Annotated in this window: 19 protein-coding genes; 16 read left to right on the top strand and 3 right to left on the bottom strand. The window is 66.6% G+C overall.

What is annotated here, in order from left to right; genetic code table 11:
* The first annotated feature begins 286 nt into the window (after positions 1-286).
* The 14 genes from CKW06_RS11605 to CKW06_RS11540 all read left to right on the top strand — a co-directional run bounded on the left by CKW06_RS11605 (position 287) and on the right by CKW06_RS11540 (position 18595).
* On the top strand, positions 287-595 hold the full coding sequence (locus CKW06_RS11605; RefSeq protein WP_005409522.1) for an STAS domain-containing protein: 309 nt from the start codon (positions 287-289) through the stop codon (positions 593-595).
* On the top strand, positions 592-957 hold the full coding sequence (locus CKW06_RS11600) for a response regulator (RefSeq protein WP_005409521.1): 366 nt from the start codon (positions 592-594) through the stop codon (positions 955-957). The genes CKW06_RS11605 and CKW06_RS11600 overlap by 4 nt, the downstream gene beginning before the upstream one ends.
* Positions 958-1002: 45 nt before the next feature.
* Entirely contained in the window at positions 1003-2988 is a 1986-nt protein-coding gene (locus CKW06_RS11595) for a chemotaxis protein CheA (RefSeq protein ID WP_024957769.1), read from the top strand.
* A gap of 370 nt (positions 2989-3358) precedes the next feature.
* A complete protein-coding gene (locus CKW06_RS11590; RefSeq protein ID WP_024957770.1) occupies positions 3359-5608 on the top strand; it encodes a methyl-accepting chemotaxis protein in 2250 nt (749 codons plus the stop codon).
* Between the two features lie 204 nt (positions 5609-5812).
* Complete coding sequence (locus CKW06_RS11585; protein WP_005413239.1) at positions 5813-6586, top strand: flagellar brake protein; 774 nt, start codon at positions 5813-5815, stop codon at positions 6584-6586.
* 232 nt (positions 6587-6818) lie between these two features.
* Complete coding sequence (locus CKW06_RS11580; RefSeq protein ID WP_005409516.1) at positions 6819-7310, top strand: chemotaxis protein CheW; 492 nt, start codon at positions 6819-6821, stop codon at positions 7308-7310.
* 136 nt (positions 7311-7446) lie between these two features.
* Positions 7447-7830 (top strand): hypothetical protein, encoded by a 384-nt coding sequence (locus CKW06_RS11575; protein WP_005409515.1) that lies wholly within the window; start codon positions 7447-7449, stop codon positions 7828-7830.
* 101 nt (positions 7831-7931) lie between these two features.
* Entirely contained in the window at positions 7932-10307 is a 2376-nt protein-coding gene (locus CKW06_RS11570; RefSeq protein ID WP_024957771.1) for a methyl-accepting chemotaxis protein, read from the top strand.
* A 733-nt stretch (positions 10308-11040) separates the two neighbouring features.
* Positions 11041-13311: a methyl-accepting chemotaxis protein gene (locus CKW06_RS11565; protein ID WP_024957431.1), complete on the top strand. Its 2271-nt coding sequence runs from the start codon at positions 11041-11043 to the stop codon at positions 13309-13311.
* Positions 13312-13348: 37 nt separating this feature from the next.
* On the top strand, positions 13349-14218 hold the full coding sequence (locus CKW06_RS11560; RefSeq protein WP_049402309.1) for a CheR family methyltransferase: 870 nt from the start codon (positions 13349-13351) through the stop codon (positions 14216-14218).
* Positions 14215-14811: a chemoreceptor glutamine deamidase CheD gene (gene cheD, locus CKW06_RS11555; protein ID WP_005409511.1), complete on the top strand. Its 597-nt coding sequence runs from the start codon at positions 14215-14217 to the stop codon at positions 14809-14811. The genes CKW06_RS11560 and cheD overlap by 4 nt, the downstream gene beginning before the upstream one ends.
* Positions 14808-15881, top strand: a complete 1074-nt coding sequence (locus CKW06_RS11550) for a protein-glutamate methylesterase/protein-glutamine glutaminase (RefSeq protein WP_005409510.1) — start codon at positions 14808-14810, stop codon at positions 15879-15881. Before cheD ends, CKW06_RS11550 begins: the two co-directional genes overlap by 4 nt.
* Positions 15882-15973: 92 nt before the next feature.
* Positions 15974-17560: a hypothetical protein gene (locus tag CKW06_RS11545; RefSeq protein WP_024957434.1), complete on the top strand. Its 1587-nt coding sequence runs from the start codon at positions 15974-15976 to the stop codon at positions 17558-17560.
* 90 nt (positions 17561-17650) lie between these two features.
* Entirely contained in the window at positions 17651-18595 is a 945-nt protein-coding gene (locus CKW06_RS11540) for a hypothetical protein (protein ID WP_024957435.1), read from the top strand.
* A gap of 91 nt (positions 18596-18686) precedes the next feature.
* Here the strand turns inward: CKW06_RS11540 and acnB are convergent, their stop codons facing one another.
* From acnB to CKW06_RS11525, 3 genes are read right to left on the bottom strand one after another with little or no spacing between them, the layout of a single operon-like run.
* Positions 18687-21278: a bifunctional aconitate hydratase 2/2-methylisocitrate dehydratase gene (gene acnB / locus CKW06_RS11535; RefSeq protein WP_024957436.1), complete on the bottom strand. Its 2592-nt coding sequence runs from the start codon at positions 21276-21278 to the stop codon at positions 18687-18689.
* A 43-nt stretch (positions 21279-21321) separates the two neighbouring features.
* A complete protein-coding gene (locus CKW06_RS11530; RefSeq protein WP_005409506.1) occupies positions 21322-21720 on the bottom strand; it encodes a type II toxin-antitoxin system VapC family toxin in 399 nt (132 codons plus the stop codon).
* Positions 21721-21726: 6 nt separating this feature from the next.
* On the bottom strand, positions 21727-21951 hold the full coding sequence (locus CKW06_RS11525; RefSeq protein ID WP_005409505.1) for an AbrB/MazE/SpoVT family DNA-binding domain-containing protein: 225 nt from the start codon (positions 21949-21951) through the stop codon (positions 21727-21729).
* A gap of 192 nt (positions 21952-22143) precedes the next feature.
* On the opposite strand from CKW06_RS11525, the gene bamE reads away from it, so the two are divergent.
* Complete coding sequence (gene bamE / locus CKW06_RS11520) at positions 22144-22515, top strand: outer membrane protein assembly factor BamE domain-containing protein (RefSeq protein WP_005409504.1); 372 nt, start codon at positions 22144-22146, stop codon at positions 22513-22515.
* 260 nt (positions 22516-22775) lie between these two features.
* Positions 22776-25529 carry an aconitate hydratase AcnA gene (gene acnA, locus CKW06_RS11515; protein ID WP_024957437.1) on the top strand — a complete coding sequence of 918 codons (2754 nt, stop codon included), beginning with the start codon at positions 22776-22778 and terminating at the stop codon, positions 25527-25529.
* Positions 25530-25592 lie beyond the last annotated feature (63 nt).

Here is a 25592-nt window from a genome sequence, read left to right as displayed (position 1 = left end):
TCTGGAAAAAAGGGGACGGAGGGGATTAAGTCGCAAGTGGCTCGGCGCTTTGCGCCGAAGCGGTGCCTGTCGGGGACGCAAGGAGTTGATCCGTTGGATCAACACCTTACGTCCCCACTGCGCGGTCGCCGTTGCCGAGGGGGCTGCAGTAGAGCCAGGTCGCTTGCGACTTGATCCCCTCCGTCCCCTTTTCAGCTGCGACCGCATCGACGCACCGCGTCGATTCCTCTAAAGAACCCCGCCCGGGTGCCGTTATGGATCACGGAACCGTTTGTCCGGAGCAACGATGAGCACTGTCGAACTGGGTGAGGATCTCGGCATCGAGAGCAGCACCGAGCTCAAGAACCGCCTCGCCCCGCTGGTGGCGCAGGCAGGCGAGCTGACCCTGGATGCAAGCCAGGTCGCCCGCATCCACACGGCCGCCGTGCAGGTGCTGTGTGCATTCGTGCAGGCCCGCCGCGAGGCAGGCCTGGGCACCGGCTTCCACGGTTGCACCGCAACCTTCCGTGACGCCGCACGCCTGCTGGGCGTCACCCAGGCCCTGGGCCTGGACGTAACCCATGACAACCTGAAATCTGTGGAGAACGCTGCATGAGCGCACGTATCTTGGTGGTGGACGATTCGGCGTCGATGCGCCAGATGGTTTCCTTCGCCCTCACCTCGGCCGGTTTCGCCGTCGAAGAAGCCGAAGACGGCGCGGTCGCGCTCGGTCGCGCCAAGGGCCAGCGCTTCAACGCGGTGGTCACCGACGTCAACATGCCGAACATGGACGGCATCGCGCTGATCCGCGAACTGCGCCAGCTGCCGGACTACAAGTTCACCCCGCTGCTGATGCTGACCACCGAATCGGCCGCCGACAAGAAGTCCGAAGGCAAGGCCGCCGGTGCCACCGGTTGGCTGGTCAAGCCGTTCAATCCGGAACAGCTGGTCGCCACCGTGCAGAAAGTGCTGGGCTGATCGCCCCGCACCGCTCCCCTTCTTCGCTTCCGGACCACCACTGCCATGAGCATGGACCTGCAACGCTTCCACGCCACCTTCTTCGAGGAGAGCCGCGAAGGCCTCGACGCGATGGAGGCTGGCCTGCTGGCCCTGGAATCGGGGCAGCAGGACGCGGAGATCATCAATTCGGTGTTCCGCGCCGCCCACTCGATCAAGGGCGGCGCCGGCACCTTCGGCTTCGATGCCATCGCCGGCCTGACCCACGTGCTGGAAACGCTGCTCGATGAGCTGCGTGCCGGCAAGCGCGCCCTGGAAGGCCATGCCGTCGATGCCATGCTGTCCTCGGTGGATGTGCTGCGCGCCCTGCTGCGCGAAGCCGAACATGGCCAGGCCGCAGACCCCGCTGCGGTCGCCGCAGTGAAGGCGCGCCTCGAAGCCGTTCTCTCCGGCCAGGCCGCACCGAGCGCGCCGGCCGCTGCCGCCGCCAAGGTGGACGATACGCCGGAAGCCTGGCAGATCGGGTTCACCCCGGCACCCTCGCTGTTCATGAGCGGCAACGACCCGTTGCGCATCATCCGCGAACTGGAACACCTCGGCTCGCTGCAGGTGGCCGCGCGCATGGAACGCCTGCCGGGCTTCGCCCAGCTCGACCCGCTCGAGGCCCACCTGGCGTGGGACCTGGGCCTGGTCGGCAAGGTGCCGCGCAGCAAGATCGAAGACACCTTCGCCTGGGTGCTGGACGACTGCGAGCTGGACATCCGTCCGGCAGCGCCGCCGAGCCTGGCAACCCAGGCCCCCGTTGCTGCATCCCCTTCCACACCTGCTGCCGTCGTGCCGGCAGCGCCTGCTGCGCCTGCTGCGCCTGCCGCCCAGGAAGCCGAAACGTCGATCCGCGTCAGCGTCGACAAGGTCGATGCGCTGATCAACCTGGTCGGCGAACTGGTCATCACCCAGGCCATGCTCAAGCAGGTCTCGCACGCGCTGGACCCGGTCCACGCCGAGAGCCTGTTCGCCGGCCTGGACCAGCTGGAACGCAACACCCGCGACCTGCAGGAAGCGGTGATCGGCGTTCGCATGCTGCCGGTCGACGCGGTGTTCCGCCGCTTCCCGCGCCTGGTCCGCGACCTGTCCAGCCGCCTCGGCAAGCAGGTGCGCCTGCGCACCGTCGGCGAGGGCACCGAGCTGGACAAGGGGCTGATCGAGAAGATCGCCGATCCACTGGTGCACCTGGTGCGCAACTCGATCGACCACGGCCTGGAAATGCCCGACGTGCGTCGCGGCGCAGGCAAGGACGAAACCGGCACGATCACCCTGGCCGCTTCGCACCAGGGCGGCCATATCGTCATCGAAGTGAGCGACGACGGCCGCGGCCTGGATCGCGCCAAGATCCTGGCCAAGGCCACCGAACGCGGCCTGGCCGTACCGGACAACCCGACCGATTCGCAGGTCTGGGACCTGATCTTCCAGCCAGGCTTCTCCACTGCCGATGCGGTCACCGACCTGTCCGGGCGTGGCGTCGGCATGGACGTGGTTCGCCGCAACATCCAGGCACTGGGCGGCGAGGTCCAGATCGAAAGCAGCCTGGGTACTGGCACCCGCACGCTGATCCGCCTGCCGCTGACCCTGGCCATCCTCGACGGCATGACCGTGGCCGTTGCCGGCGAAACCCTGATCCTGCCGCTGGCCTATGTGCTTGAGGCGTTGCAGCCGCAGGCCGAGGACATCCGCAGCATGGCCGGCGAAGGCCGCGTGCTGCGCGTACGTGGCGAGTACCTGCCGATCCTCTCGCTGAGCGAGTACTACGGCTACGGCAACCGTGCGCCGGGCAGTGAATCGCTGGTGGTCGTGGTCGAAGGCGATGGCCAGAAGATCGCACTGGAAGTGGATGAACTGGTCGGCCAGCAGCAGGTGGTGGTGAAGAACATCGAGAACAACTACCGCCGCATCGGCGGGGTGTCCGGTGCCACCATCCTTGGCGACGGCCGCGTCGCGTTGATCGTCGACATCGGCGGACTGGTGCGCTCGTTGCGGATGCCGCAGGCCGCCTGATCCACGCTGCATGCGTGTACTGGACCGCCGCCCTTCGGGGCGGCGGTTTTTGTTTATGCGCGCTCTGCCAAGGGGGGCGGATCCCTTTCCGCAGGAAAGAGCTCTGACCCCATCCCTTCTGTGAACTCCGTCGCCATGATGGTTGCGGGCGCAACTACTTCATCCAAGCGAAAGCACGCCGCTGCAACGCTTTCGCGCTGTCATCCCTACGCAACCGAATGTGATCTGCGTCCATAAAGTCCACGCGGACGGCGCCGTTATTTCGCAATGACGGTCGTCACCGAACCCCACCGGGCACCCCCGTTCGCTCTGCAACCACCCCCGAACCGGCGCACAGACGCCGGCACTCTGCCCACCTGGAGCACCCTGCATGAAGTGGTTCCAAGATCTGCCCATCGCCCGCAAGCTGGCCGTGGGGTTCACCCTCACCACCTTGATGACCCTGATCCTCGGCGCCTTCGCACTGCTGCGCCTGAGCGAAGCCAACGCGCAGTTGCGCGAGATGGCTGGCAACGACATCCCCTCGGTCCAGCACCTGGGCGAGGCGCGCTCGCAGCTGGGAGAATTCCGCACCTATGAACTTGCACAGCTGAGCATGCTCGACCAGCCGGAGAAGGTCGCCGACTACAACAAGCGCATGGACGACACCGCCAAGGCCGTGCATGACGAGCTGGCCGCGTACTCGGCGCTGCCGGCGCTGGCCAAGGAGCGTGAACTCTATCGCGCGGCCAGCGCACAGCTGGACCGCTACTTCGCCGCCAACAAGGCGATGCGCGACGCCGTGGCCGCCGGTGATGGCGCTCGGGCCCAGCAGATCTCCGACGAGCAGTCGCGCCCGGCGCGTCGCGACCTGTTCGCTGCGATGAAGGCGCTGGGCACCCACATCGCCGGCCAGATGGACGGCAAGATCGCCGACGCCAACGCCACCCATCGCAACAGCATGATCGCGATCGTCAGCTGCATCGTGCTGCTTTCGTTGGTGGCCGCCGCACTGGCCACCGTCATCTCGCGCGCCGTCACTGGCCCGCTGGGCAAGGCCGTGCATGCCATCCAGGCGGTTGCCCGCGGCGACCTCAGCGTCAGCACCCAGGCCACCAGCAAGGACGAAGCCGGCAAGATGCTGGCCGCCACCGCCGAGATGACCGCGATGCTGCGCCGCTTCAGCGAACAGACCCAGTTGATGGCACAGATGCATGCCGGCCCGGACATCAGCCACCGTATTCCGGAAGACTTCCCGGGCGTCTACGGCCAGCTGGCCAGCGGCATCAACACGGTGATCTTCGAACACCTCGATGCGATCGTCGATGCCATTGAAGTACTCAACCAGTACGCCATCGGCAACCTCGCCCCGGACGCCCGCCGCCTGCCTGGCAGCCGCGCGATCCTGCACGAGTCGATGGACGCGGCCAAGGCCAGCCTGCTGGCCATCAACACGCAGATCCAGCAGCTGGCCTCGGCCGCCGCCGCCGGCGACTTCAGCCAGCGCGGTGATGCGCAGCGTTTCGATCACGATTTCCGCGTGATGATCGAGCAGCTCAACAGCATGATGCAGGTGGCCGACGGCAACCTCGGCCAGCTCTCGCAACTGCTGCAGTCGATCGCCGCCGGCGACCTGACCGCACGCATGGACGGCCAGTTCAACGGCGTGTTCGCGCGCATGCGTGACGACGCCAACACCACCGTCGCACAGCTGACCCAGATCGTCGGCCAGATCCAGGCCAGTGCCTCCAGCATCACCCTCGCCGCTGGCGAGATCGCGTCCGGCAACAGCGACCTGTCGCGCCGTACCGAGCAGCAGGCCGCCAACCTGGAAGAGACCGCCGCCTCGATGGAGGAACTGACCTCCACCGTGCGCCAGAACGCCGAGCACGCCCGGCAGGCCAACCAGCTCGCCATCGGCGCGCACGGTGTCGCCTCGCAGGGCGGCGAGGTGGTCGGCCAGGTGGTCACCACCATGTCGGCCATCGAAGCCTCGTCGAAGAAGATCGCCGAGATCATCAGCGTCATCGACGGCATCGCGTTCCAGACCAACATCCTGGCGCTGAACGCCGCAGTGGAAGCCGCGCGTGCCGGTGAGCAGGGCCGTGGTTTCGCCGTGGTCGCCAGCGAAGTGCGTACCCTCGCCCAGCGTTCGGCTGCGGCGGCCAAGGAGATCAAGGGCCTGATCGATGATTCGGTCGGCAAGGTCGCCGAAGGCTCCAGCCTGGTGCACCAGGCCGGCAGCACCATGGGCGAGATCGTCGCCTCGGTGCAGCGCGTGACCGACATCATGGCCGAGATCTCCGCCGCTTCGCAGGAACAGTCGGCCGGCATCGAGCAGGTCAACCAGACCGTGGTGCAGATGGACGAAACCACGCAGCAGAATGCCGCGCTGGTGGAGGAAGCGACTGCTGCGGCGCGCGCCATGGAAGACCAGGCCGTGCAGCTGGGCGAAGCCGTGGCGCGCTTCCGGCTGGCATCGCAGGGCGTCGCCGCTGCGCCGGCACGGTTGGCCAATGCACCGCAGCCACGTCAGGTCGCGGCCGCCCTGCCCGTCACCAAGGCAGCACCGACACGGCCGCTGCGGGCGTCGGCCGCCCAGCCGGCGCTGGCTGCCGAGGGTGATTGGCAGGAGTTCTGACCCCACGCAGAAAGCATCCGCCCATGGGGTGGATGCACCAGCATGGCGGGCCACGGGGTCAGATCCCATTCCCACGGGAAAGGGATCTGACCCCTTATGCATGGAAAGTGATGCAAATCTCACTTCATAATCCAATGAAGAGGCCGATATACCCATCGAGCCTGCACCAACGCGTGCTGGCGCCCGCCCCTGATCACAGACTCCATGTCCGACGGCCACGACACTGAACTGCATGATGTCCACGCGGCCGACGCCGCGGACGAACGCTTCCTGGTCCGCAACCCCCGCCAGCTGCGGCAGCTGCTGCGCTCGCTGATCGACCAGCGATCACTGATCAACGCGCATATCGACGGCCGGGATCGTTCCTTCCCGACCGCCCTGCTTGATCTCGACGAGGACGAAGACTACCTGCTGCTCGACGGCAGCCCGCAGGAGGCATCGAACCGTGCCGCCGAGCAGGCCGACCACCTGCTCTGCTTCGCCCAGCTTGAACGTGTCCTTGTGCGGTTCCGCCTGCACGAACTGCAGCGCGTGGACAACGATGGCCACGTCGCCTTCCGCGCCCCGCTGCCGGACGAACTGGTGCATCTGCAGCGCCGCGAGCTGTACCGGCTGGAGACCCCGGTCACCGACTCGCCGCATCTGCTGCTGCCACCCGGCGAAGCACGTGCCGAAGCGCTGTCGATGCGGGTGGTGGACATCAGCGGTGGCGGCCTGGCCGTAGTGGTTCCCAACGACTGCGCCGTATTCGGCCTGCAGAAGCGCTACCCGGCGCAGCTGTCGCTGCCCGATGGCCCCGACCTGGACATCGAACTGGTGGTCTGCAACCTGCTGCCACAACGACAGCCCAATGGCATCGAGGTCAAGCGCGTGGGAATGCGCTTTGACAGCCTGCCGCGCGGCGGCGACAGCGCCATCCAGCGCTACATCTTCCGCATCGACCGCCAGCGCAAGGCGCGCCGCAACGGCGAGCTCTGAGGCCCGTTCGACCGTTCGTGCCGGCCGGCGGCCGGCAACCCGCATGACGCCGTTGCCGGCCAGCGGCCGGCACTACCGATCTTCGGCGGATCCACGCCATATACGGGCGCCGGCCGCGCCGCGGCAGATCCACGCCATGCGTGGATACCTCTCCCCCGGCACCTAAAGTCCCCCCACGCGGGGCCGATATCGAGCCTGACACCGGGACTTCCGGCAGAACCAGGACCCCTCGATGAACGACAAGACCAGCTCCGCCGCCAGCGCCGGTGGCGAATTCCTCAGCTTCACCCTCGGCGCCGAGCACTACGGCGTGGACATCCTCAAGGTGCAGGAGATCCGTGGCTACGATGCGGTCACCCGCGTGCCGGACGCCCCGGATTACATCAAGGGTGTGATCAACCTGCGCGGCACCATCGTGCCGGTCATCGACCTGCGCTTGAAGCTGCGCCTGGACAACGCCCGCTACGACGCTTTCACCGTGATGATCGTGCTCAACGTCGAAGACCGCGTGGTCGGCATCGTGGTCGACAGCGTGTCGGACGTGATCCCGCTGTCGGCCGAGCAGATCCGCCCGACCCCGGAGTTCGGCGCTGCAGTCGACACCCGCTTCATCTCCGGCATCGGCACCCACGACGACCGCATGCTGATCCTGCTGGACATCGAGACCCTGCTCGACAGCGCCGACATGGGTCAGGCCTCCCTCGCCGAAGACGCTGCCGCCTGATCCATCGGACCTGCTTCACGTTCTGGTCACAAAACCCTTCAGTTCCCCCCAGCGGTGCCGATAGGGGGACAGAAGCCGGTCGCGCAGGAGCGCGCGGAACCGGAACGACCATCACCATCCCCGGAGATACACCTCGATGAAGTCCCTGCTTGCGTTCGTTTCGGCCGCTGTCCTGGCCACCACCGCTTCCTCCGCGTTCGCCCAGGCGGCCGACATGATCCCGCCGGAACTGGCCCCGCGTTCGGTCGGCAAGGACGGCATGGTCTGTGGCAAGGTCGAAAAGGCCCGCTACGCAGAAGGTTCCGAAGGCCAGCCGACCTTCCTGTACATGGGCGGCGCCTTCCCGCGCCACACCTTCTCGGCCCGCATCGCCGGCGAGAACCGCGGCAAGTTCTCCTTCCCGCTGGAAACCCTGGAAGGCAAGACCGTGTGCGTGATCGGCAAGATCCAGCGCGACGCCTCGCGCGCGGAAATCGAAGTCAGCTCGCCGGCGGGCCTGAAGCTGGCCAACATCAAGTAATCCGCTGTCCGTCGAACCACGCCGGAGCTTGTGCCGGCGTGGTTTCTGCTGCAACCGGGCCCGACGCCCGGACGCGTCTGCCTTAGGAGATCGCAACGCCCATGCCGTGGATCAACAACCTGAAACTGATGCCGAAGCTGCTGTTGACCTTCGGCGTCCTCCTGCTGGTGATGCTGCTGCAGGGCATCGTCGCCTATCGCGGACTGCATTCGCTGAACAACGTCACCACCGAGTTGGCCGGTTCGCGCATGGAAAGCATCCGCATGGCCGGCGAGATGCGCGGCATGCTGGGCGAGTACCGCAATGCCGCCTACCAGCAGCTGATCCGCGCCAGCGATGACGTCAAGTCCGACGCGCGCAAGCAGGCCGTCGACCTGCGCACCAGCATGGACACGTCGATCAAGGAATACCCGAAGCTGGTCGACAACGCGCAGCAGAAGAAGCTGTTCGATACCTTCGCCAAGGAATGGAAGGACGCCCTGGCCTCCTACGACAGCGTCACCGAGATGCTCGAGCTGGACCTGCCGGACGATGCCATCGATACCTTCGTGGGCGAGACCCGCACCAAGCACCGCAAGGCTGCATCGGCGCTGGAAGCGCTGATCGCCGAAGACAACCGCCTCGCCCGCGCCTCGCGCGAAGAGGCCGCGTCCACCTATTCCGCCTCCGCCGTGCTGACCGTGATCGCCCTGCTGGGCGGCGCCGCGCTCGGCCTGGTGCTGGTCTGGCTGTTCGCGCGCGCCCTGGTCGGCAGCGTGCGTGGCGCCGTGTCGGTTGCCAACGACGTGGCCGGCGGCAAGCTCGATGGCCACATCGACGTCAGCCGCCAGGATGAAGTGGGCGAACTGATGCAGGCCATGCAGCGGATGCAGCGCGACCTGCGCGAACGCATCGAAACCGACCAGGCCGTTGCCCGCGAGAACCTGCGCATCCGCACCGCGCTGGACTACAGCTCGACCGGTGTCTACCTGACCGATACCAGCAACACCATCGTCTACAGCAACCGCGCCCTGCAGCAGACCCTCAGCCAGTACCAGGATGAAGTACGCCGCGACCTGCCGGACTTCGACGCCCAGGCCTCGTTGATCGGCAAGCCGGTCACCGTGCTGGAACACCGCGGCGAGATGGACCAGACGCTGTTGGGCAACCTGAAGGCCCACGGCGTCGCCCGTCGCCCGATGCAGTACGGCGATGCCCAGTTCGCGCAGGTGGTGTCGACCATCCGCAACGAAGGCGGCGACACCGTCGGCTACGTGGTGGAATGGCGCGACCGCACCCAGGAAGCACTGGTCGAAGCCGAAGTGGCGCGCGTGATCGCCCAGGCCGCCGCCGGCGACCTGTCCGGCCGCATCGACGCCAGCGACAAGGAAGGCTTCTTCCTGCAGCTGGCCCAGCAGATCAACGGCCTGCTGGACGCCAATGCCGGCAGCATCGAACAGATCTCCGGCCTGCTTGCCGCGCTGTCGCAGGGTGACCTGACCGTGCGCATGCACGGCGACTACCAGGGCGTGTTCGCCCGCATGCGCGACGACGCCAACGCCACCGCCGCGCAGCTGAGTGAAATCGTCACCCGCATCAAGCAGTCCAGCCGCGCGATCAGCTCGGCCGCCGGCGAGATCGCCTCGGGCAACAGTGACCTGTCGCGCCGTACCGAGCAGCAGGCCGCCAACCTGGAAGAAACCGCTGCTTCGATGGAGGAACTGACCTCCACCGTGCGCCAGAACGCCGAGCACGCCCGCCAGGCCAACCAGCTCGCCATCGGCGCGCACGGCGTCGCTTCGCAGGGCGGCGAGGTGGTCGGCCAGGTGGTCACCACCATGTCGGCCATCGAAGCCTCGTCAAAGAAGATCGCCGAGATCATCAGCGTCATCGACGGCATCGCTTTCCAGACCAACATCCTGGCGCTGAACGCTGCGGTGGAAGCCGCGCGTGCCGGCGAGCAGGGCCGCGGCTTCGCCGTGGTCGCCAGCGAAGTGCGTACCCTCGCCCAGCGTTCGGCCGCTGCCGCCAAGGAGATCAAGGGCCTGATCGACGATTCGGTCGGCAAGGTCAACGACGGCTCGGCGCTGGTGCACAAGGCCGGCGCGACCATGGGCGAGATCGTCGCCTCGGTGCAGCGCGTGACCGACATCATGGCCGAGATCTCCGCCGCCTCGCAGGAACAGTCGGCCGGCATCGAGCAGGTCAACCAGACCGTGGTGCAGATGGACGAAACCACCCAGCAGAATGCCGCGCTGGTGGAAGAAGCGACTGCTGCCGCGCGTGCGATGGAAGAACAGGCTGGTCAGCTCAGCGAAGCGGTGTCGATCTTCGTGGTGGACGAAGCCGAGGTCGTCGCCGCCCCGCGCGTCACCGCCCCGGCGCCGCGCGCCGCTGCACCGGCTGCCCCGTCCCCGGCTGCCCCGCCGGCCCGCCGCACGGCGGGTGGTCGCCCGATGGCCACCGAGCTTGCCGACGGAGACTGGCAGGAGTTCTGATGCCTGCCTGACCTGAGTTACGAGAACGCCCTGGCCCTGTGCTGGGGCGTTTTTGTTTACGGGGTATCTGATTATCCAGCCAACGGCGAAGCCCCTCGGGGTGGGTCGCGAAAAGCGCTTGGCTAGCGAGGGTTGGCCGGGAGGGTAGGCTGCGCAGGGGCCGCTGCAAGTACGTCCATGTAAGCTCGGTCGCCGCATCCATGCGGCTCACGCCCCTGCGCAGCCCACCCTCCCGGCCACGGACAGTTTCCGTGCGCGTCCACCCCGGATTGAAGAAAGAAGAGCAAGAGCAACAGCCGTATTGCTTCCGGGGTCAGATCCGTTTTCCGCAGGAAAACGGATCTGACCCCTCTTTCCACTTGGAAACCCAATGCTCTTGCCGTCCGACACCGGGATATCGAATGGGCCGGGCAAGGGTGGTTGGCGGGGGTGTCCGCGGCATGGATGCCGCGGCCAAGCCCCCAAGGACGGGTTTACGGCGTCCCCCGCCAACCCATCCTGGCCCGGCCCTTCTCGCAACCCCTGACCACCGACCAAGCGCCGTTGCTGTTGCTGTTGCTTCAAAACCAGCCTGCCGCAGGCAGCGCCGCAGCCGCCGCTGCAAGAAAACCTGAATACGTTCGAACACCGCACCTCAATCCCCCACCCCAGCGGCCGATAACGGGGGTGTCACGGCGTATCCCGCCGCTGACCGGCTCGGCGCCGCCCGCCCGTTTCGACCTGGTCCTGCTCGATGAATCTCCTGCATCGCTGGCAACACTACTTCAGCAATCTCTCCGTCCGGCGCAAGCTCAACCTGCTGACGCTGCTCATCGCGCTCGGCGTGATCGCGCTCTCGGTGATCGCCGCCCGCATGCAGTACCTGGACCTCACCGAGACCCGCAAGACCGCGCTGAAGACCCAGGTCGCACTCAGCTACGGCATCCTCCAGCACTACCACCGCCTGGCCGGCACCGGCGAACTCAGCGAGGACGCCGCGAAGAGCGCCGCGTTGCAGGCCCTGGAAGGGATGCGCGCCGAGAACGATACGTACTACTTCAACATCTACGACACCGGCTACCGCCTGCTGATGCACCCGTTCCGCAAGGACCTGGTCGGCAAGGACATGAAGGACTTCCGCACCGACGACGGCGTGCGCATCTATTACGACCAGGTCGAAGCGGCCAAGGCCGGCGGTGACTTCGTCAACTATCGATGGGCCAAGCCGGGCAGCAAGGGCGAGGTCGAGAAGGTCGCCTACGCCGGCCTGTTCGCGCCGTGGAACTGGGTGGTCAGCAGCGGCGTCTACATGGACGACGTGCAGCGGCAGGCGCTGGTGTTCACCGCCATCATGGCGATCTCCGGTGGTGTGCTGGTGCTGATCGTGCTGGCCCTGAGCTGGGTCATCGGCAACCGTATCGCGCGCCCGCTGAAGCAGGCTACCGCCGTCGCCGAAGGCATCGCCAACGGCAAGCTGGACAGCCATATCGGCCCGCAGCCGCATGACGAACCCGGTCGCCTGCTGGAGGCCATGTCCGGCATGCAGCAGCAGCTGCATGCGGTCATCGGCGGCCAGCGCGAAATGGCCCGCCGCCACGATGCCGGCGAACTGAGTTACCGCATCGACGCCAGTGTCTTCCCCGGCGAGTACGGGCTGATGGTGCAGGAGACCAACACCCTGGTCGGCAGCCATGTGCAGACCCTGCATGACGTGCTGGACGTGGTACAGCAGTACGCAGTCGGCGACCTGAGCCGTGACATCGCCCGCTACCCCGGCGAAAAGGCGGCGATGACCACCACCGTCGACACCGTCAAGGCCAACCTCGGCCGCATCAATGCCGAGATCAAGCAGCTGGCCAGTGCCGCTGCCGCCGGCGACTTCAGCCAGCGCGGTGATGCGCAGCGCTTCGATCACGATTTCCGCCTGATGCTGGAAAACCTCAACGCAATGATGGCGGTCAGCGATGACAACCTCGGCAAGCTCTCGCAGTTGCTGTCGGCCATCGCCGAAGGCGACCTGACCGCACGCATGCACGGCGACTATCAGGGCGTGTTCGCACGCATGCGCGACGACGCCAACACCACCGTTACGCAGCTGACCCAGATCGTTGGCCAGATCCAGGCCAGTGCCTCCAGCATCACCCTCGCCGCTGGCGAGATCGCGTCCGGCAACAGCGACCTGTCGCGCCGTACCGAGCAGCAGGCCGCCAACCTGGAAGAAACCGCTGCCTCGATGGAGGAACTGACCTCCACCGTGCGCCAGAACGCCGAGCACGCCCGCCAGGCCAACCAGCTCGCCATCGGCGCGCACGGTGTCGCTTCGCAGGGCGGCGAGGTGGTCGGCCAGGTGGTCACCACCATGTCGGCCATCGAAGCCTCGTCGAAGAAGATCGCCGAGATCATCAGCGTCATCGATGGCATCGCGTTCCAGACCAACATCCTGGCGCTGAACGCCGCAGTGGAAGCCGCGCGTGCCGGTGAACAGGGCCGTGGTTTCGCCGTGGTCGCCAGCGAAGTGCGTACCCTCGCCCAGCGTTCGGCTGCGGCGGCCAAGGAGATCAAGGGCCTGATCGACGATTCGGTCGGCAAGGTCAACGACGGCTCGGCGCTGGTGCACAAGGCCGGCGCGACCATGGGCGAGATCGTCGCCTCGGTGCAGCGCGTGACCGACATCATGGCCGAGATCTCCGCCGCTTCGCAGGAACAGTCGGCCGGCATCGAGCAGGTCAACCAGACCGTGGTGCAGATGGACGAGACCACCCAGCAGAATGCTGCACTGGTAGAAGAGGCCACCGCCGCCGCACGTGCGATGGAAGACCAGGCCGCGCAGCTGGCCGACGCCGTGGCGATCTTCCGCCTCGACAACCAGGTCTCGGCCGCGGTGAAGGCTGTCGCCGAACGCGTCGAACCGGCGCGCATCACCACCGTGGCACGTCCGCAGCCGACCAGCACGCCCACGCCGGTACGTCGCAGCAGCAACGCCAGCACCTTCGCCGCCAGCGACAGCGACTGGCAGGAATTCTGAGACCCACCCGCGGCGGCTTCGGCCGCCGCCTCTGCCGATGGACACGTCCCCCGTGCAAAGTCCTACTCCCATCGTCACCGGCCCGCGCGAATTCGAGTTCGCCGACCGTGATTTCCGCCGCGTCTGCGACCTGATCTACCAGCGCGTGGGCATCGCCCTCGCACCGGCCAAGCGCGACATGGTCTATGGCCGCCTGTCGCGCCGCCTGCGCACGCTGGGCATGCGCAGCTTCCAGCAGTACCTGGACCATCTTGAGCAGGAAGACGGTGACGAGTGGCAGGCGTTCACCAACGCACTGACCACCAACCTGACCTCGTTCTTCCGCGAGCCGCACCACTTCGACAAGCTGCGCGAAGAACTGCAGCAGCGTTCCAGCCGTTCGCCGCTGCTGCTGTGGTCGTGCGCGGCGTCCACCGGTGAGGAACCCTATTCGATGGCGATCACCGCCTGCGAGGCCTTCGGTACGCTGAAGCCGCCGGTGCGCATCATCGCTACCGACGTCGATACCCAGGTACTGGCCACCGCCGGCCGCGGCGTCTACAACATCGACCGTGTCGCCAATCTCGACCCGGACCTGCGCCGCCGTTACTTCCAGCGTGGCAGCGGTCCCAACGAGGGGCAGTGCCGCGTGCTGCCGGCGCTGCGCGAGCTGATCGAGTTCCGTCCGCTGAACCTGCTCGCCCCGCGCTACGACGTCGGCGGCCCGTTCGACGCGCTGTTCTGCCGCAATGTGATGATCTACTTCGACAAGCCGACCCAGCGCGCCATCCTCGGCCGCCTGGTGCAGCACCTGGCCGACGATGGCCTGCTCTACACCGGACACTCGGAGAACTACCTGCACGCCGCCGACCTGATCCAGCCCTGCGGGCGCACCCTGTACCGCCGCGCGGCAAAGGCCGGCGCATGAACGCCTCACTGCGTACCGACGACGTGATGCGCTACCAGGATGCACGCTTCCAGACCCTTGCCGCCAAGCTGCTGCCCACCCAGTACCTGGTGGTCGATGACACCACCGCGCTGACCACCACCCTGGGTTCGTGCGTGGCCGCCTGCCTGCGCGACCCGGTGCTGAAGATCGGCGGCATGAACCACTTCCTGCTGCCGGAGGGCAACGCCGGCGACGGCGCGCCCGCACGCTACGGCAGCTATGCGATGGAGCTGCTGATCAACGACATGCTCAAGCGCGGCGCGCACCGCAAGCGCATCGAGGCCAAGGTGTTCGGCGGCGCCAACGTACTGAAGGGCTTCACCAGCAATCCGGTCGGTACCCGTAACGCCGAGTTCGTGCGCCAGTACCTGCAGGCCGAGCATATTCCGATCATCGCCGAGGACCTGTGCGGCATCCATCCGCGCAAGATCTGGTTCTTCGCCGACACCGGCCGCGTGGTGGTGCAGCGCCTGCCGCATGCCCACGAAGCCGAAGTGGCTGCCACCGAATCGGCAGTGCGTGCGCGCCTGTCCAAGGCCCCGGTCACCGGTGGCGTGGAGTTGTTCGAATGACCCTGACCGGCAACGCCCCCTGCCGGGTCCTGATCGTCGACGACTCCGCCGTCGTGCGCCAGATGCTCACGGAAATCCTGTCCAGCGATCCGGCCATCGACGTGGTCGGCACCGCTGCCGACCCGCTGCTGGCGCGCGAGAAGATCAAGCGCCTGGCCCCGGACGTCATCACGCTGGACGTGGAAATGCCACGCATGGACGGCCTCGCCTTCCTGGAAAACCTGATGCGGCTGCATCCACTACCTGTGGTGATGATTTCCTCGTTGACCGAGCGCGGCGCCGATACCACGCTGCAGGCACTGGCACTGGGCGCCGTGGACTTCGTCTCCAAGCCCAAGCTGGACGTTGCACGCGGCCTGCAGGGCTACGCCGACGAGATCATCGCCAAGGTGAAGATGGCGGCGCGCTCGCGGGTGCGCCCGCTGGTGCGTGCTGCCGCTCCGAAACTCCTGCTGGAAGCAGCTCCTGCAATGCGCCCGGCTGCACCGCAGTTCCGCACCACCGACCGCCTGATCGCGATTGGTTCTTCGGCCGGCGGCACCGAGGCGCTGCGCGTGGTGCTCGAAGGCATGCCGGCCGATGCGCCTGCCGTGGTGATGACCCAGCACCTGCCTGCCAGCTTCAGCAGCGCCTTCGCCGAACGCCTGGACCGGCATTCCGCGATGGCCGTGCGTGAGGCCAGCGACGGCGAGGCAGTGCTGCCTGGCCATGCCTACCTGCCACCGGGCGGCAAGCACCTGCGGATCATCCGCGACGGTGCGCGCTGGCGCTGCCGCGTCGATGATGGCCCTGCGGTGAACCGTCACAAGCCCGCGGTGGACGTGCTGTTCCGTTCGGTCGCGCAGAGCGCGGGCGGCAACGCCATCGGCGCCATCCTCACCGGCATGGGTGACGATGGCGCGCGCGGCCTGCTGGAAATGCGCCAGGCCGGCGCGCCGACGCTGGTCCAGGATGAAGCCACCAGCGTGGTCTGGGGCATGCCCGGCGCTGCCTTCAAACTGGGAGCGGCCGAAGAACAGGTGCCATTGGAACGGATCGCCGAACGACTCTTGGCGCTCGCCCGCGGCTGATCGTCCGCGGCATCGCACCGTCTGATTTCCTCTTTCAGATGCCGGCCCCGGAAGGGCCGGCACGGCTGTCGTGTTTTCCAAGGAGTTTGACCATGGCCCTGCGTCTCTTCCGTTACCAACCGTCACTGCTGGCGGCCGCTCTGCTGGCTCCGCTGGCAGCTACCGCTGCCGGCGTGCCGGCACCGCCGCAGGCCACCCCGGGCCTTCCCCCCGCCCCCGTCGCGAAGGGCACCGCCTGGACCGATCGCGTCCACATCCAGAGTGGTCCGGATACCGCATCGAAGCGCCTCCACGCACCCGACGTGGCGTTGCGCATCGTCACCCCCGATGACAGCGAGTCGCTCACGCCAAAGGGCCTCGCACTGCTCTTCAGCGGCAATGAGCCGGACTACTTCCGGCGCAACACCCTGCCCGGCAGCATCGTCGAGAGCCAGGCCAGCCCCGCCACCACGCTGATGCCCAACGTAGCCAGGGCGCTGGTGGGTGGCTACTTCAGCTATGCGCCTGACGCGCTGCCCAACCAGAGCAGCACCCTGCGTTTCAGTGCAGACACCTGGGCGCTGGTGCACCAGGGCAACACGCGGAAGGATCCCCTTTACCGCCTCAACCACGTCAGCACCATCGAGCAACGCCGTGCCGATGGCACCCTGGCTGAAATCATCAGATGCAGTGACAGCGACGACCGGGCGACCCTGGGCGAGTGGCAGGCCAATGACTACGCCAGGCTCAAGATTGCCGCCCAGGTGATCACGATGAAGTGCACAGAGCAGCTCATCAAGCGAATACCGGCGATGTACCCTCGCCCGCTTGCTGCTGAAGATCTCACGGCCTACGCAGGCGGTGCCGTGCCGCCGGCACGGGTGCGCATCTATGCCAGCCTGGGGCGGACCACCACCCTGTACACCGACGCCGCCTGCCGCGAGGACTACCGCGACAGGATCGACGTCAAGTACAACAACGCCGGTGACAAGGGCGTGCTCGGCATCCCCGCCACGGAAACCCTGCGCAGCAAGGAGAACGAGCGGTTCTCCATGCTCAGCTACCAGGAGTACGAAGTCGCCGGCGGCAAGCCGCTGATCGTCGAAGCGCGCTTCGACGCATCAAGCCGCATGTACTGCGACGGGCAGTTGTCGGGTCAGTTCGTGGCCAGGCCCGGACAGGACTACGAAGTGGAAATGGAAGTGGCCGACAAGATGTGCCGCCTGCATCTGCGCCAGGTACACGCCGATGGCAGCACGACGCCACAGGTTGCGCGCAAGACCCCCAGCATCTGTGAGGGCACGCGTGCGCCGGTGCGCGTTGAACCGCGGCAGGACATGCAGGTCCTGCTGTTCAGCCCAGGCCAGCTGCAGATCCAGGATGCCCGCCAGGGCAGCGCACCGGAACGGTTGACCGACGACGCGGGCAGCACCGAGGCACTGCGGAAGATGCTGCAGCAGGCCAGCAGCAATCCCGGCACACGCCTGTGCGTGGTGGTACCGGCTACCGATTACAGCAGCGCCCTTCACGATGCCGTGCGCGAACGCGTACTGGACGCACCGCAGGTATTGCCCAGCCTGTGGGAAGAGGCGGCCACGGTGAACAGGCGCCGCAGTGCCGCCGCCGATGCTCCGGTCGACATCGCCGCTGCGATCGCCCATTGCAATGCGTTCCCGATCAGGGAATTCGCGCCGCACTGAGCAATCGCTCCCCTGCCTTCGGCCTTCGCCGGGCATCAACCACCAGAGCGCACACAGCGCCTCATCTTCGTTTCCCCAAGGAGTACTACCGTGGCATTACGCCCAACCTGCCTCACCGCCGCGATCGCGGCCACCCTGCTGCTGGCGCCGTCGGCCTACGCCAACGACGAAGCACCCACACCCACGCCTTCCGTGGATTCCGCGGTCACCAGCGGATCAACGCTCGATCCAGCAACGGATGCGGCGACCGCGCCAGACGCGGCGCACGCCCCCACCGCGGCCGATCCGGCCATCGGGAATGTCACAGCCGCCGTGGCACCTCCTGTCGACTACAGCAGCCTGCAGCACATCAAGGTCACCTCCGGACTGGGTGCAGGCCCCAACGGCAATCGCGTGGGCGATCACGTGCTGCGCCTGGTGATGCGTGCCGACACCGCTGCCGTCACCGCGGCCAAGGTCGGCCTGTCTGCTCTGGCGTTCGTCACTGGCGTGGGTGACATCGGTACCAGCAACAGCTTCAGCAAGAACAACGTCCGTGGCGAGGACATCCACTCTGTGCCCAGCCCGGCCTTCGGCGCATTGCCCGGCATGATCCGCGAGCAGCTGGCACTCTATTTCGCGGCCCACCCCGGCGCCATTCCCAGCGACGAGCGCACCGTGGAAGCCAGTGCCGGCCAGTGGTCGCTGGTGTACCAGAAGCTCAGCGATGCAGAGACCCCCTACGAGCTGCGCCACGATGTAACCATCGGCTTCCCGGTGGTGCGCAAGCTGTTCCGCAGCGCCAGTGGCGGCCAGGGCGTGCACTGCCGGGACGAAGCACGGGTTGCCCCGCTGCAGGAATGGCAGGCAGACGACTACGCGAAGGCCAAGGCGGCGTCGCGTGAGTTCGCCGAGGCCTGCATCGCGCGTTTCGTGGCTGAGCTGCCCCGCCTGTTCCCCGACCATGGCGCTCTGCCGCAGCCTGCGGTGGAAGCCGAGCTTCCGGCGGAAACGCCGGCCGTGACCGAGGAAGCGGCGGCCGTTACCCAGGCCTGAACCTGGGTACGCCCCCAAACGAAGAACCCCCGGCTCTCACCGGGGGTTCTTCGTTTCAACGGCGTGCCGGCCAGTGGCCGGCACTACCGCATCAGGCAGCGACCGTGTTGGCCACGTCCTGGTATTCCTCGATCTGGTCGAAGTTCATGTAGCGGTAGATCTCCGCACCATTGGCGTTGATCACGCCGATGTCCGCCATGTACTCCTCCTTGGTCGGGATGCGGCCCAGACGCGAGCAGATCGCGGCCAGTTCGGCCGAACCCAGGTACACGTTGGTGTTGCGGCCCAGGCGGTTCGGGAAGTTGCGGGTCGAGGTCGACATCGCGGTGGAGCCTTCGCGGATCTGCGCCTGGTTGCCCATGCACAGCGAGCAGCCCGGCATTTCCATGCGGGCGCCGGTGGCGCCGAAGGTGCCGTACACGCCTTCCTTGGTCAGCTCCGAAGCATCCATCTTGGTCGGCGGAGCCACCCACAGGCGGGTCGGCAGGTCACGCTTGCCTTCCAGCAGCTTGGCAGCGGCACGGAAGTGACCGATGTTGGTCATGCACGAACCGATGAACACTTCGTCGATCTTGGCGCCAGCGACTTCGGACAGGGTCTTCACGTCGTCCGGATCGTTCGGGCAGGCCACGATCGGCTCGTGGATGTCGGCCAGGTCGATCTCGATGACGGCGGCGTACTCGGCGTCGGCATCCGGCTCCAGCAGCTGCGGGTTGGCCAGCCACGCCTCCATCTTCTCGATGCGACGCTGCAGCGAACGCGGATCCTGGTAGCCCTCGGCAATCATCCACTTCAGCAGCGTGATGTTGCTGGTCAGGTACTCGATGATCGGTTCCTTGTTCAGGCGCACCGAGCAACCGGCCGCCGAACGCTCGGCCGAGGCGTCGGACAGTTCGAACGCCTGTTCGACCTTCAGCTCCGGCAGGCCTTCGATTTCCAGGATGCGGCCGGAGAAGATGTTCTTCTTGCCAGCCTTGGCCACGGTCAGCAGGCCCGACTTGATCGCGTACAGCGGGATCGCGTTGACCAGGTCACGCAGGGTCACGCCCGGCTGCATCTTGCCCTTGAAGCGCACCAGCACCGACTCCGGCATGTCCAGCGGCATCACGCCGGTGGCCGCAGCGAAGGCGACCAGGCCCGAACCGGCCGGGAACGAAATGCCCACCGGGAAGCGGGTGTGCGAGTCACCACCGGTACCCACGGTGTCCGGCAGCAGCATGCGGTTGAGCCAGCTGTGGATCACGCCGTCGCCCGGGCGCAGCGAAACGCCGCCACGGGTGGAGATGAACTCCGGCAGGGTGTGGTGGGTCTTCACGTCCACCGGCTTCGGGTAGGCGGCGGTGTGGCAGAACGACTGCATCACCAGATCGGCCGAGAAGCCCAGGCAGGCCAGGTCCTTCAGCTCGTCACGGGTCATCGGGCCGGTGGTGTCCTGCGAGCCGACCGAGGTCATCTTCGGTTCGCAGTAGGTGCCCGGGCGCATGCCCTGGCCTTCCGGCAGGCCACAGGCGCGGCCGACCATCTTCTGTGCCAGCGAGAAGCCCTTGCCGGTGTCGGCCGGCTGCACGGGCAGGCGGAACAGGTTGGTCGGGGCCAGGCCCAGCGCTTCGCGCGCCTTGCCGGTCAGGCCACGGCCGATGATCAGCGGAATGCGGCCACCGGCACGCACTTCGTCGAACAGCACTTCGGACTTGACCTGGAACTCGGCGATCACTTCACCGTTCTTCAGCGCCTTGCCTTCGTACGGACGCAGCTCGACCACATCGCCGTGCTCCATCTTCGACACGTCCAGCTCGATCGGCAGTGCGCCGGCATCTTCCATGGTGTTGTAGAAGATCGGGGCGATCTTCGAACCCAGGCAGACGCCACCGGCGCGCTTGTTCGGGATGAACGGAATGTCATCACCGGTCCACCACAGCACGCTGTTGGTGGCCGACTTGCGCGAGGAGCCGGTACCGACCACGTCGCCGACATAGGCAACCAGGTGGCCCTTGTCCTTCAGGTCGAGGATCTGCTGGATCGGGCCGCGCTTGCCGTCTTCTTCCGGGGTGAACGGCGCGTCGTCGCGCTTGTTCTTCAGCATCGCCAGGGCGTGCATCGGGATGTCCGGGCGGGTGGTCGCATCCGGTGCCGGCGACAGGTCGTCGGTGTTGGTCTCGCCAGGCACCTTGAACACGGTGACGGTCAGGCTCTGCGGCACTTCCGGGTTGCTGGTGAACCACTCGGCATCGGCCCAGCTCTGCAGCACGGCCTGGGCGTTGGCGTTGCCGGCCTTGGCCTTTTCCTGCACGTCGTGGAACGCGTCGAACACCAGCAGGGTCTTCTTCAGGCCGTTGGCGGCAATGGTGCCGACGCTGGTGTTGTCAAGCAGCTGCACCAGCGGCGCAACGTTGTAACCGCCGAGCATGGTGCCCAGCAGTTCGGTGGCGCGCTCGCGGCTGATCAGCGGGTTCTGCTCGCTGCCCAGCGCGATCGCGGCCAGGTACGAGGCCTTGACCTTGGCTGCGTCATCGACGCCGGCCGGCACGCGGTGGGTCAGCAGGTCGAGCAGGAACTCGGCCTCGCCCTGCGGCGGGTTCTTCAGCAGTTCGATGACATCGGCCGTCTGCTGCGCGCTCAGCGGCAGCGGCGGGATGCCAAGCGCAGCGCGCTCGGCGACGTGGTGGCGGTAGGCTTCCAACATGACAACTCCCGGGTAATGCGTAGGTTGAAAAAACAAAGTGGGCTCAGGCTTGCGGCACGATCAGCTTCAGGCCCTTGAAGTAGTCGCGGTAAAACGTGTCGTTCCAGGTGATCAGGCCGTCGCACTGCAGCAGTGCGTGGGCGCCGACCATGAATTCGTCCAGGCTGCGGCGGCTGCCGCCGCGCTGGCGATGACGGCGGTGCATCTCGCCGGCGCGCAGTGCCGACTTGGCTTCCATCGGGTTGAAATGCACGCCCATCTCTTCCAGCGCTTCGAGCACTTCGGCACCGCCGCGCAGCGATGCGCAGACTTCGGCCAACGTCGCGCCACAGACCACCACGCGGCCGCCGACCAGGCTCTGCCGCAGGATGGCTTCCACCGCATCGGCCTGCGGACCATTGCTGAGCAGCTCGACCAGAACTGGTGAATCGACGGCGATCATCACCGCTTACTCCTCGTCACGCACCGCGCGCACCGCCGCGTCGGACGATTCGAAGCCGTCCAGCGCGAACTTGCCGCGCGCCCGTGAGATGGCATCGTCAACACTCTTGCGCAGGATGATGCGGCTGCCGTCCAGCTCGACCTTCAGCAGCGTGCCCTTGGTCAGGCCGAGGGCATCACGCACCGCCTTGGGCAGGGTGATCTGTCCGCGTTCAGCAACGGTGGCTTCCATGGGGGGTACGCCTCAAAAAGTATGCATGAATTATACATACTCGCAGCATCTGGAACAAACCCGCCCAATCCGTGACCGCGATCCTGCGCTGGTCGCATCCGGGGGTTAGACTGGCTCCGCAGCGACCTGCTGCGGCCCCGGGCTGGACGCACCGCGTGCCGCCCGCACCTACCCGCCATAAAAGGATGTTCCATGCGCGCCTTGACCCTTGCCCTGATGCTGGCTGCCCCGCTGGCCCTTTCGACGACGGCAGCCCACGCCAATCCGTTCGGCGCCTACACCACCGGCGTCGAGATCACCCAACAGCAGATGGACACCCTGGAAGTCGGCAAGACCAGCCAGGACCAGGTCCGTGAGAAGTTCGGCGCACCCGGCCGCCGCGAACAGCTGGGCGACACGCAGGTCTGGTACTACGACTACGTGAAGATCAAGACCTTCGGCAAGAACATCCAGGAAGCGACCGTCCTGGAATTCAACAAGCAGGGTGTGCTGACGGCCAAGTCCAAGAGCAACGCTGTTGGCAAGACCGGCAATCCGCTGCTGGATGCCGCCAACGGCAAGTAAGTCCTGCTCGACACGCACTTCCGGACGGGACGCCCATGGGCGTCCCGTCTGCGTTCGGGCCAGCGGGCGACGACCGCACGCGCTGACACGAATGCTACACACACCGCTGTAACCTTGCGTTCCAAGCCAGCCGGGTCATTGCCGGGCGCTGGATCGCCGATACTGGGCAGGATCCGGGGCCGGAATGCCACCGGCGACCGCAAGCAGGCCCCTGCACGCACGGGCCAGAGCAAGCCATCCGCAAGAAGGAGTTACCCCGCATGAGCGATTCGTTCTCCACCCGCAGCCAGCTGAACGTCGGCGGCAAGACCTACGACTACTTCAGCCTGCCCACGCTGGGCCAGCGCTTCGATATCTCCCACCTGCCCTACTCGATGAAGATCCTGCTGGAGAACCTGCTCCGGCACGAGGACGGCGGCATCACCGTCGGCAAGGACCACATCGAAGCCGTGGCCCGCTGGAATCCGGCGGCAGAACCGGACACCGAGATCGCCTTCATGCCGGCGCGCGTGGTCCTGCAGGACTTCACCGGCGTGCCCTGCGTGGTCGACCTGGCCGCGATGCGCGATGCGGTGGTCAAGCTCGGCGGCTCGCCGGAGCAGATCAACCCGCAGATTCCCTCCGAACTGGTCATCGACCACTCGGTGCAGGTCGATGTGTTCGGCAAGCCGGACGCACTGGACCTCAACGGCAAGATCGAATTCCAGCGCAACCAGGAACGCTACGGCTTCCTGCGCTGGGGCCAGAAGGCCTTCGACAACTTCAAGGTGGTGCCGCCGAACACCGGCATCGTCCACCAGGTGAACCTGGAAAACCTCGCCCGCGTGGTGATGACCGCGGAGAAGGATGGCAAGGCCGTGGCCTACCCGGATACCGTGTTCGGTACCGACAGCCACACCACCATGATCAACGGCATCGGCGTGCTGGGCTGGGGCGTGGGCGGCATCGAAGCGGAGGCCGCCATGCTCGGCCAGCCATCGTCCATGCTGATCCCGCAGGTGGTCGGCTTCAAGCTGACCGGCAAGCTGCCCGAGGGTGCCACCGCCACCGACCTGGTGCTGACCGTCACCCAGATGCTGCGCAAGCTGGGCGTGGTCGGCAAGTTCGTCGAGTTCTACGGTGACGGCCTGCAGCACCTGCCGCTGGCCGACCGCGCCACCATCGGCAACATGGCCCCGGAATACGGCGCCACCTGTGGCATCTTCCCGATCGACGCCGAGTCGCTGAACTACCTGCGCCTGTCCGGCCGCAGCGAAGAGCAGATCAACCTGGTCGAGGCCTACGCCAAGGCGCAGGGCCTGTGGCACGAGCCGGGCAGCCCGCACGCCCAGTACAGCACCACGCTGGAACTGGACATGGGCACGGTGAAGCCGTCGCTGGCCGGTCCGAAGCGCCCGCAGGACCGCGTGCTGCTGGAAGACGTGCAGAAGAACTACCGTGAAGCCCTGGTCGGCATGACCGCCAACCGTGACAAGCGCAGCGACGACGTCTCCTCGTTCGTCAACGAAGGCGGCGGCGCCGCGGTCGGCAACGAGCAGCTGGCCAAGGGCTTCGCCGACATCGAGATCGAAGGCCGCAAGGTCCGCCTGAAGGACGGCGCGGTGGTCATCGCTGCCATCACTTCGTGCACCAATACCTCCAACCCGGCGGTGATGATCGGCGCCGGCCTGCTGGCCCGCAATGCGGCCGCCAAGGGCCTGAACCGCCAGCCGTGGGTGAAGACCTCGCTCGGGCCGGGCTCGCGGGTGGTCACCGATTACCTGGAAAAGGCCGGCGTACTGAAGGAGCTGGAAAAGATCGGCTTCTACGTGGTCGGCTACGGCTGCACCACCTGCATCGGCAACTCCGGCCCGCTGCCGACCGAAGTCAGCGCCGGCATCGCCACTGGCGACCTGGTGGTCACCTCGGTGCTGTCGGGCAATCGCAACTTCGAGGGCCGCGTGCACCCCGAAGTGAAGATGAACTACCTGGCCAGCCCGCCGCTGGTGGTGGCCTACGCCATCGCCGGCACCACCGACATCGACCTGACCACCCAGCCGCTGGGTACCGGCAGCGATGGCCAGCCAGTGTTCCTGCGCGACATCTGGCCGAGCAACAAGGAAATCGGTGACGTCATCGCCGCCACCATCGGCCCGGAGATGTTCAAGCAGAACTACGCGGATGTGTTCAAGGGTGACACCCGCTGGAACACCATCGCCTCGCCGGACGGCAACCTGTACGCGTGGAGCGATGCGTCCACCTACATCAAGAACCCGCCGTACTTCGATGGCATGACCATGCAGACCGGCAGCATCGACGACGTGCACGGCGCGCGCGTGATGGGCCTGTTCGGCGATTCGATCACCACCGACCACATCTCCCCGGCCGGCAACATCAAGAAGGACTCGCCGGCGGGCCGCTTCCTGCAGGAACGTGGCGTGCAGCCGGCCGACTTCAACAGCTACGGCAGCCGCCGCGGCAACGATGACGTGATGGTCCGCGGCACCTTCGCCAACATCCGCATCAAGAACCTGATGTTCGGTGGCGAGGAAGGCGGCAACACCCTGTACTACCCGGCCGGTGGCGGCCAGCCGGAAAAGCTGGCGATCTACGATGCGGCCATGAAGTACAAGGCCGACAAGGTGCCGCTGGTGGTGCTGGCCGGCAAGGAATACGGTACCGGTTCGTCGCGTGACTGGGCTGCCAAGGGCACCCTGCTGCTGGGGGTGAAGGCGGTCATCGCCGAAAGCTTCGAGCGCATCCACCGCTCCAACCTGGTCGGCATGGGCGTGCTGCCGCTGCAGTTCCGCAACGGCGAGAACGCGCAGAGCCTGGGCCTGGACGGCTCGGAAGTGATCGACATCACCGGCCTGCAGGACGGTGCCAGCAAGCGCGCCACGGTCACCGCGACCAAGGCCGATGGCACGAAGAAGACCTTCGAGGTGTCGGTGATGCTGCTGACCCCGAAGGAAGTCGAGTACTTCCGTCATGGTGGCCTGCTGCAGTACGTGCTGCGCCAGTTGGCCAGCAAGTAACGTTCCGCTCTCGGTAGAGTCGACCGCTGGTCGACTACCCAACAAAAGGGCCGGATCCTCGCG

Origin of the sequence: Stenotrophomonas maltophilia, assembly GCF_900186865.1 — a bacterium.
GTDB classification, from domain to species: domain Bacteria; phylum Pseudomonadota; class Gammaproteobacteria; order Xanthomonadales; family Xanthomonadaceae; genus Stenotrophomonas; species Stenotrophomonas maltophilia.
Note: the sequence above shows the minus strand (reverse complement) of the source record. Positions and strands in the feature narration are given on the sequence as shown.

Excerpts from the sequence above, each read along its gene's own strand:
- CKW06_RS11605 (WP_005409522.1), top strand. The coding sequence starts at position 287 with ATGAGCACTGTCGAACTGGGTGAGGATCTCGGCATCGAGAGCAGCACC.
- CKW06_RS11600 (WP_005409521.1), top strand. The coding sequence starts at position 592 with ATGAGCGCACGTATCTTGGTGGTGGACGATTCGGCGTCGATGCGCCAG.
- CKW06_RS11595 (WP_024957769.1), top strand. The coding sequence starts at position 1,003 with ATGAGCATGGACCTGCAACGCTTCCACGCCACCTTCTTCGAGGAGAGC.
- CKW06_RS11590 (WP_024957770.1), top strand. The coding sequence starts at position 3,359 with ATGAAGTGGTTCCAAGATCTGCCCATCGCCCGCAAGCTGGCCGTGGGG.
- CKW06_RS11585 (WP_005413239.1), top strand. The coding sequence starts at position 5,813 with ATGTCCGACGGCCACGACACTGAACTGCATGATGTCCACGCGGCCGAC.
- CKW06_RS11580 (WP_005409516.1), top strand. The coding sequence starts at position 6,819 with ATGAACGACAAGACCAGCTCCGCCGCCAGCGCCGGTGGCGAATTCCTC.
- CKW06_RS11575 (WP_005409515.1), top strand. The coding sequence starts at position 7,447 with ATGAAGTCCCTGCTTGCGTTCGTTTCGGCCGCTGTCCTGGCCACCACC.
- CKW06_RS11570 (WP_024957771.1), top strand. The coding sequence starts at position 7,932 with ATGCCGTGGATCAACAACCTGAAACTGATGCCGAAGCTGCTGTTGACC.
- CKW06_RS11565 (WP_024957431.1), top strand. The coding sequence starts at position 11,041 with ATGAATCTCCTGCATCGCTGGCAACACTACTTCAGCAATCTCTCCGTC.
- CKW06_RS11560 (WP_049402309.1), top strand. The coding sequence starts at position 13,349 with ATGGACACGTCCCCCGTGCAAAGTCCTACTCCCATCGTCACCGGCCCG.
- cheD (WP_005409511.1), top strand. The coding sequence starts at position 14,215 with ATGAACGCCTCACTGCGTACCGACGACGTGATGCGCTACCAGGATGCA.
- CKW06_RS11550 (WP_005409510.1), top strand. The coding sequence starts at position 14,808 with ATGACCCTGACCGGCAACGCCCCCTGCCGGGTCCTGATCGTCGACGAC.
- CKW06_RS11545 (WP_024957434.1), top strand. The coding sequence starts at position 15,974 with ATGGCCCTGCGTCTCTTCCGTTACCAACCGTCACTGCTGGCGGCCGCT.
- acnB (WP_024957436.1), bottom strand. The coding sequence starts at position 21,278 with ATGTTGGAAGCCTACCGCCACCACGTCGCCGAGCGCGCTGCGCTTGGC.
- CKW06_RS11530 (WP_005409506.1), bottom strand. The coding sequence starts at position 21,720 with ATGATCGCCGTCGATTCACCAGTTCTGGTCGAGCTGCTCAGCAATGGT.
- CKW06_RS11525 (WP_005409505.1), bottom strand. The coding sequence starts at position 21,951 with ATGGAAGCCACCGTTGCTGAACGCGGACAGATCACCCTGCCCAAGGCG.
- bamE (WP_005409504.1), top strand. The coding sequence starts at position 22,144 with ATGCGCGCCTTGACCCTTGCCCTGATGCTGGCTGCCCCGCTGGCCCTT.
- acnA (WP_024957437.1), top strand. The coding sequence starts at position 22,776 with ATGAGCGATTCGTTCTCCACCCGCAGCCAGCTGAACGTCGGCGGCAAG.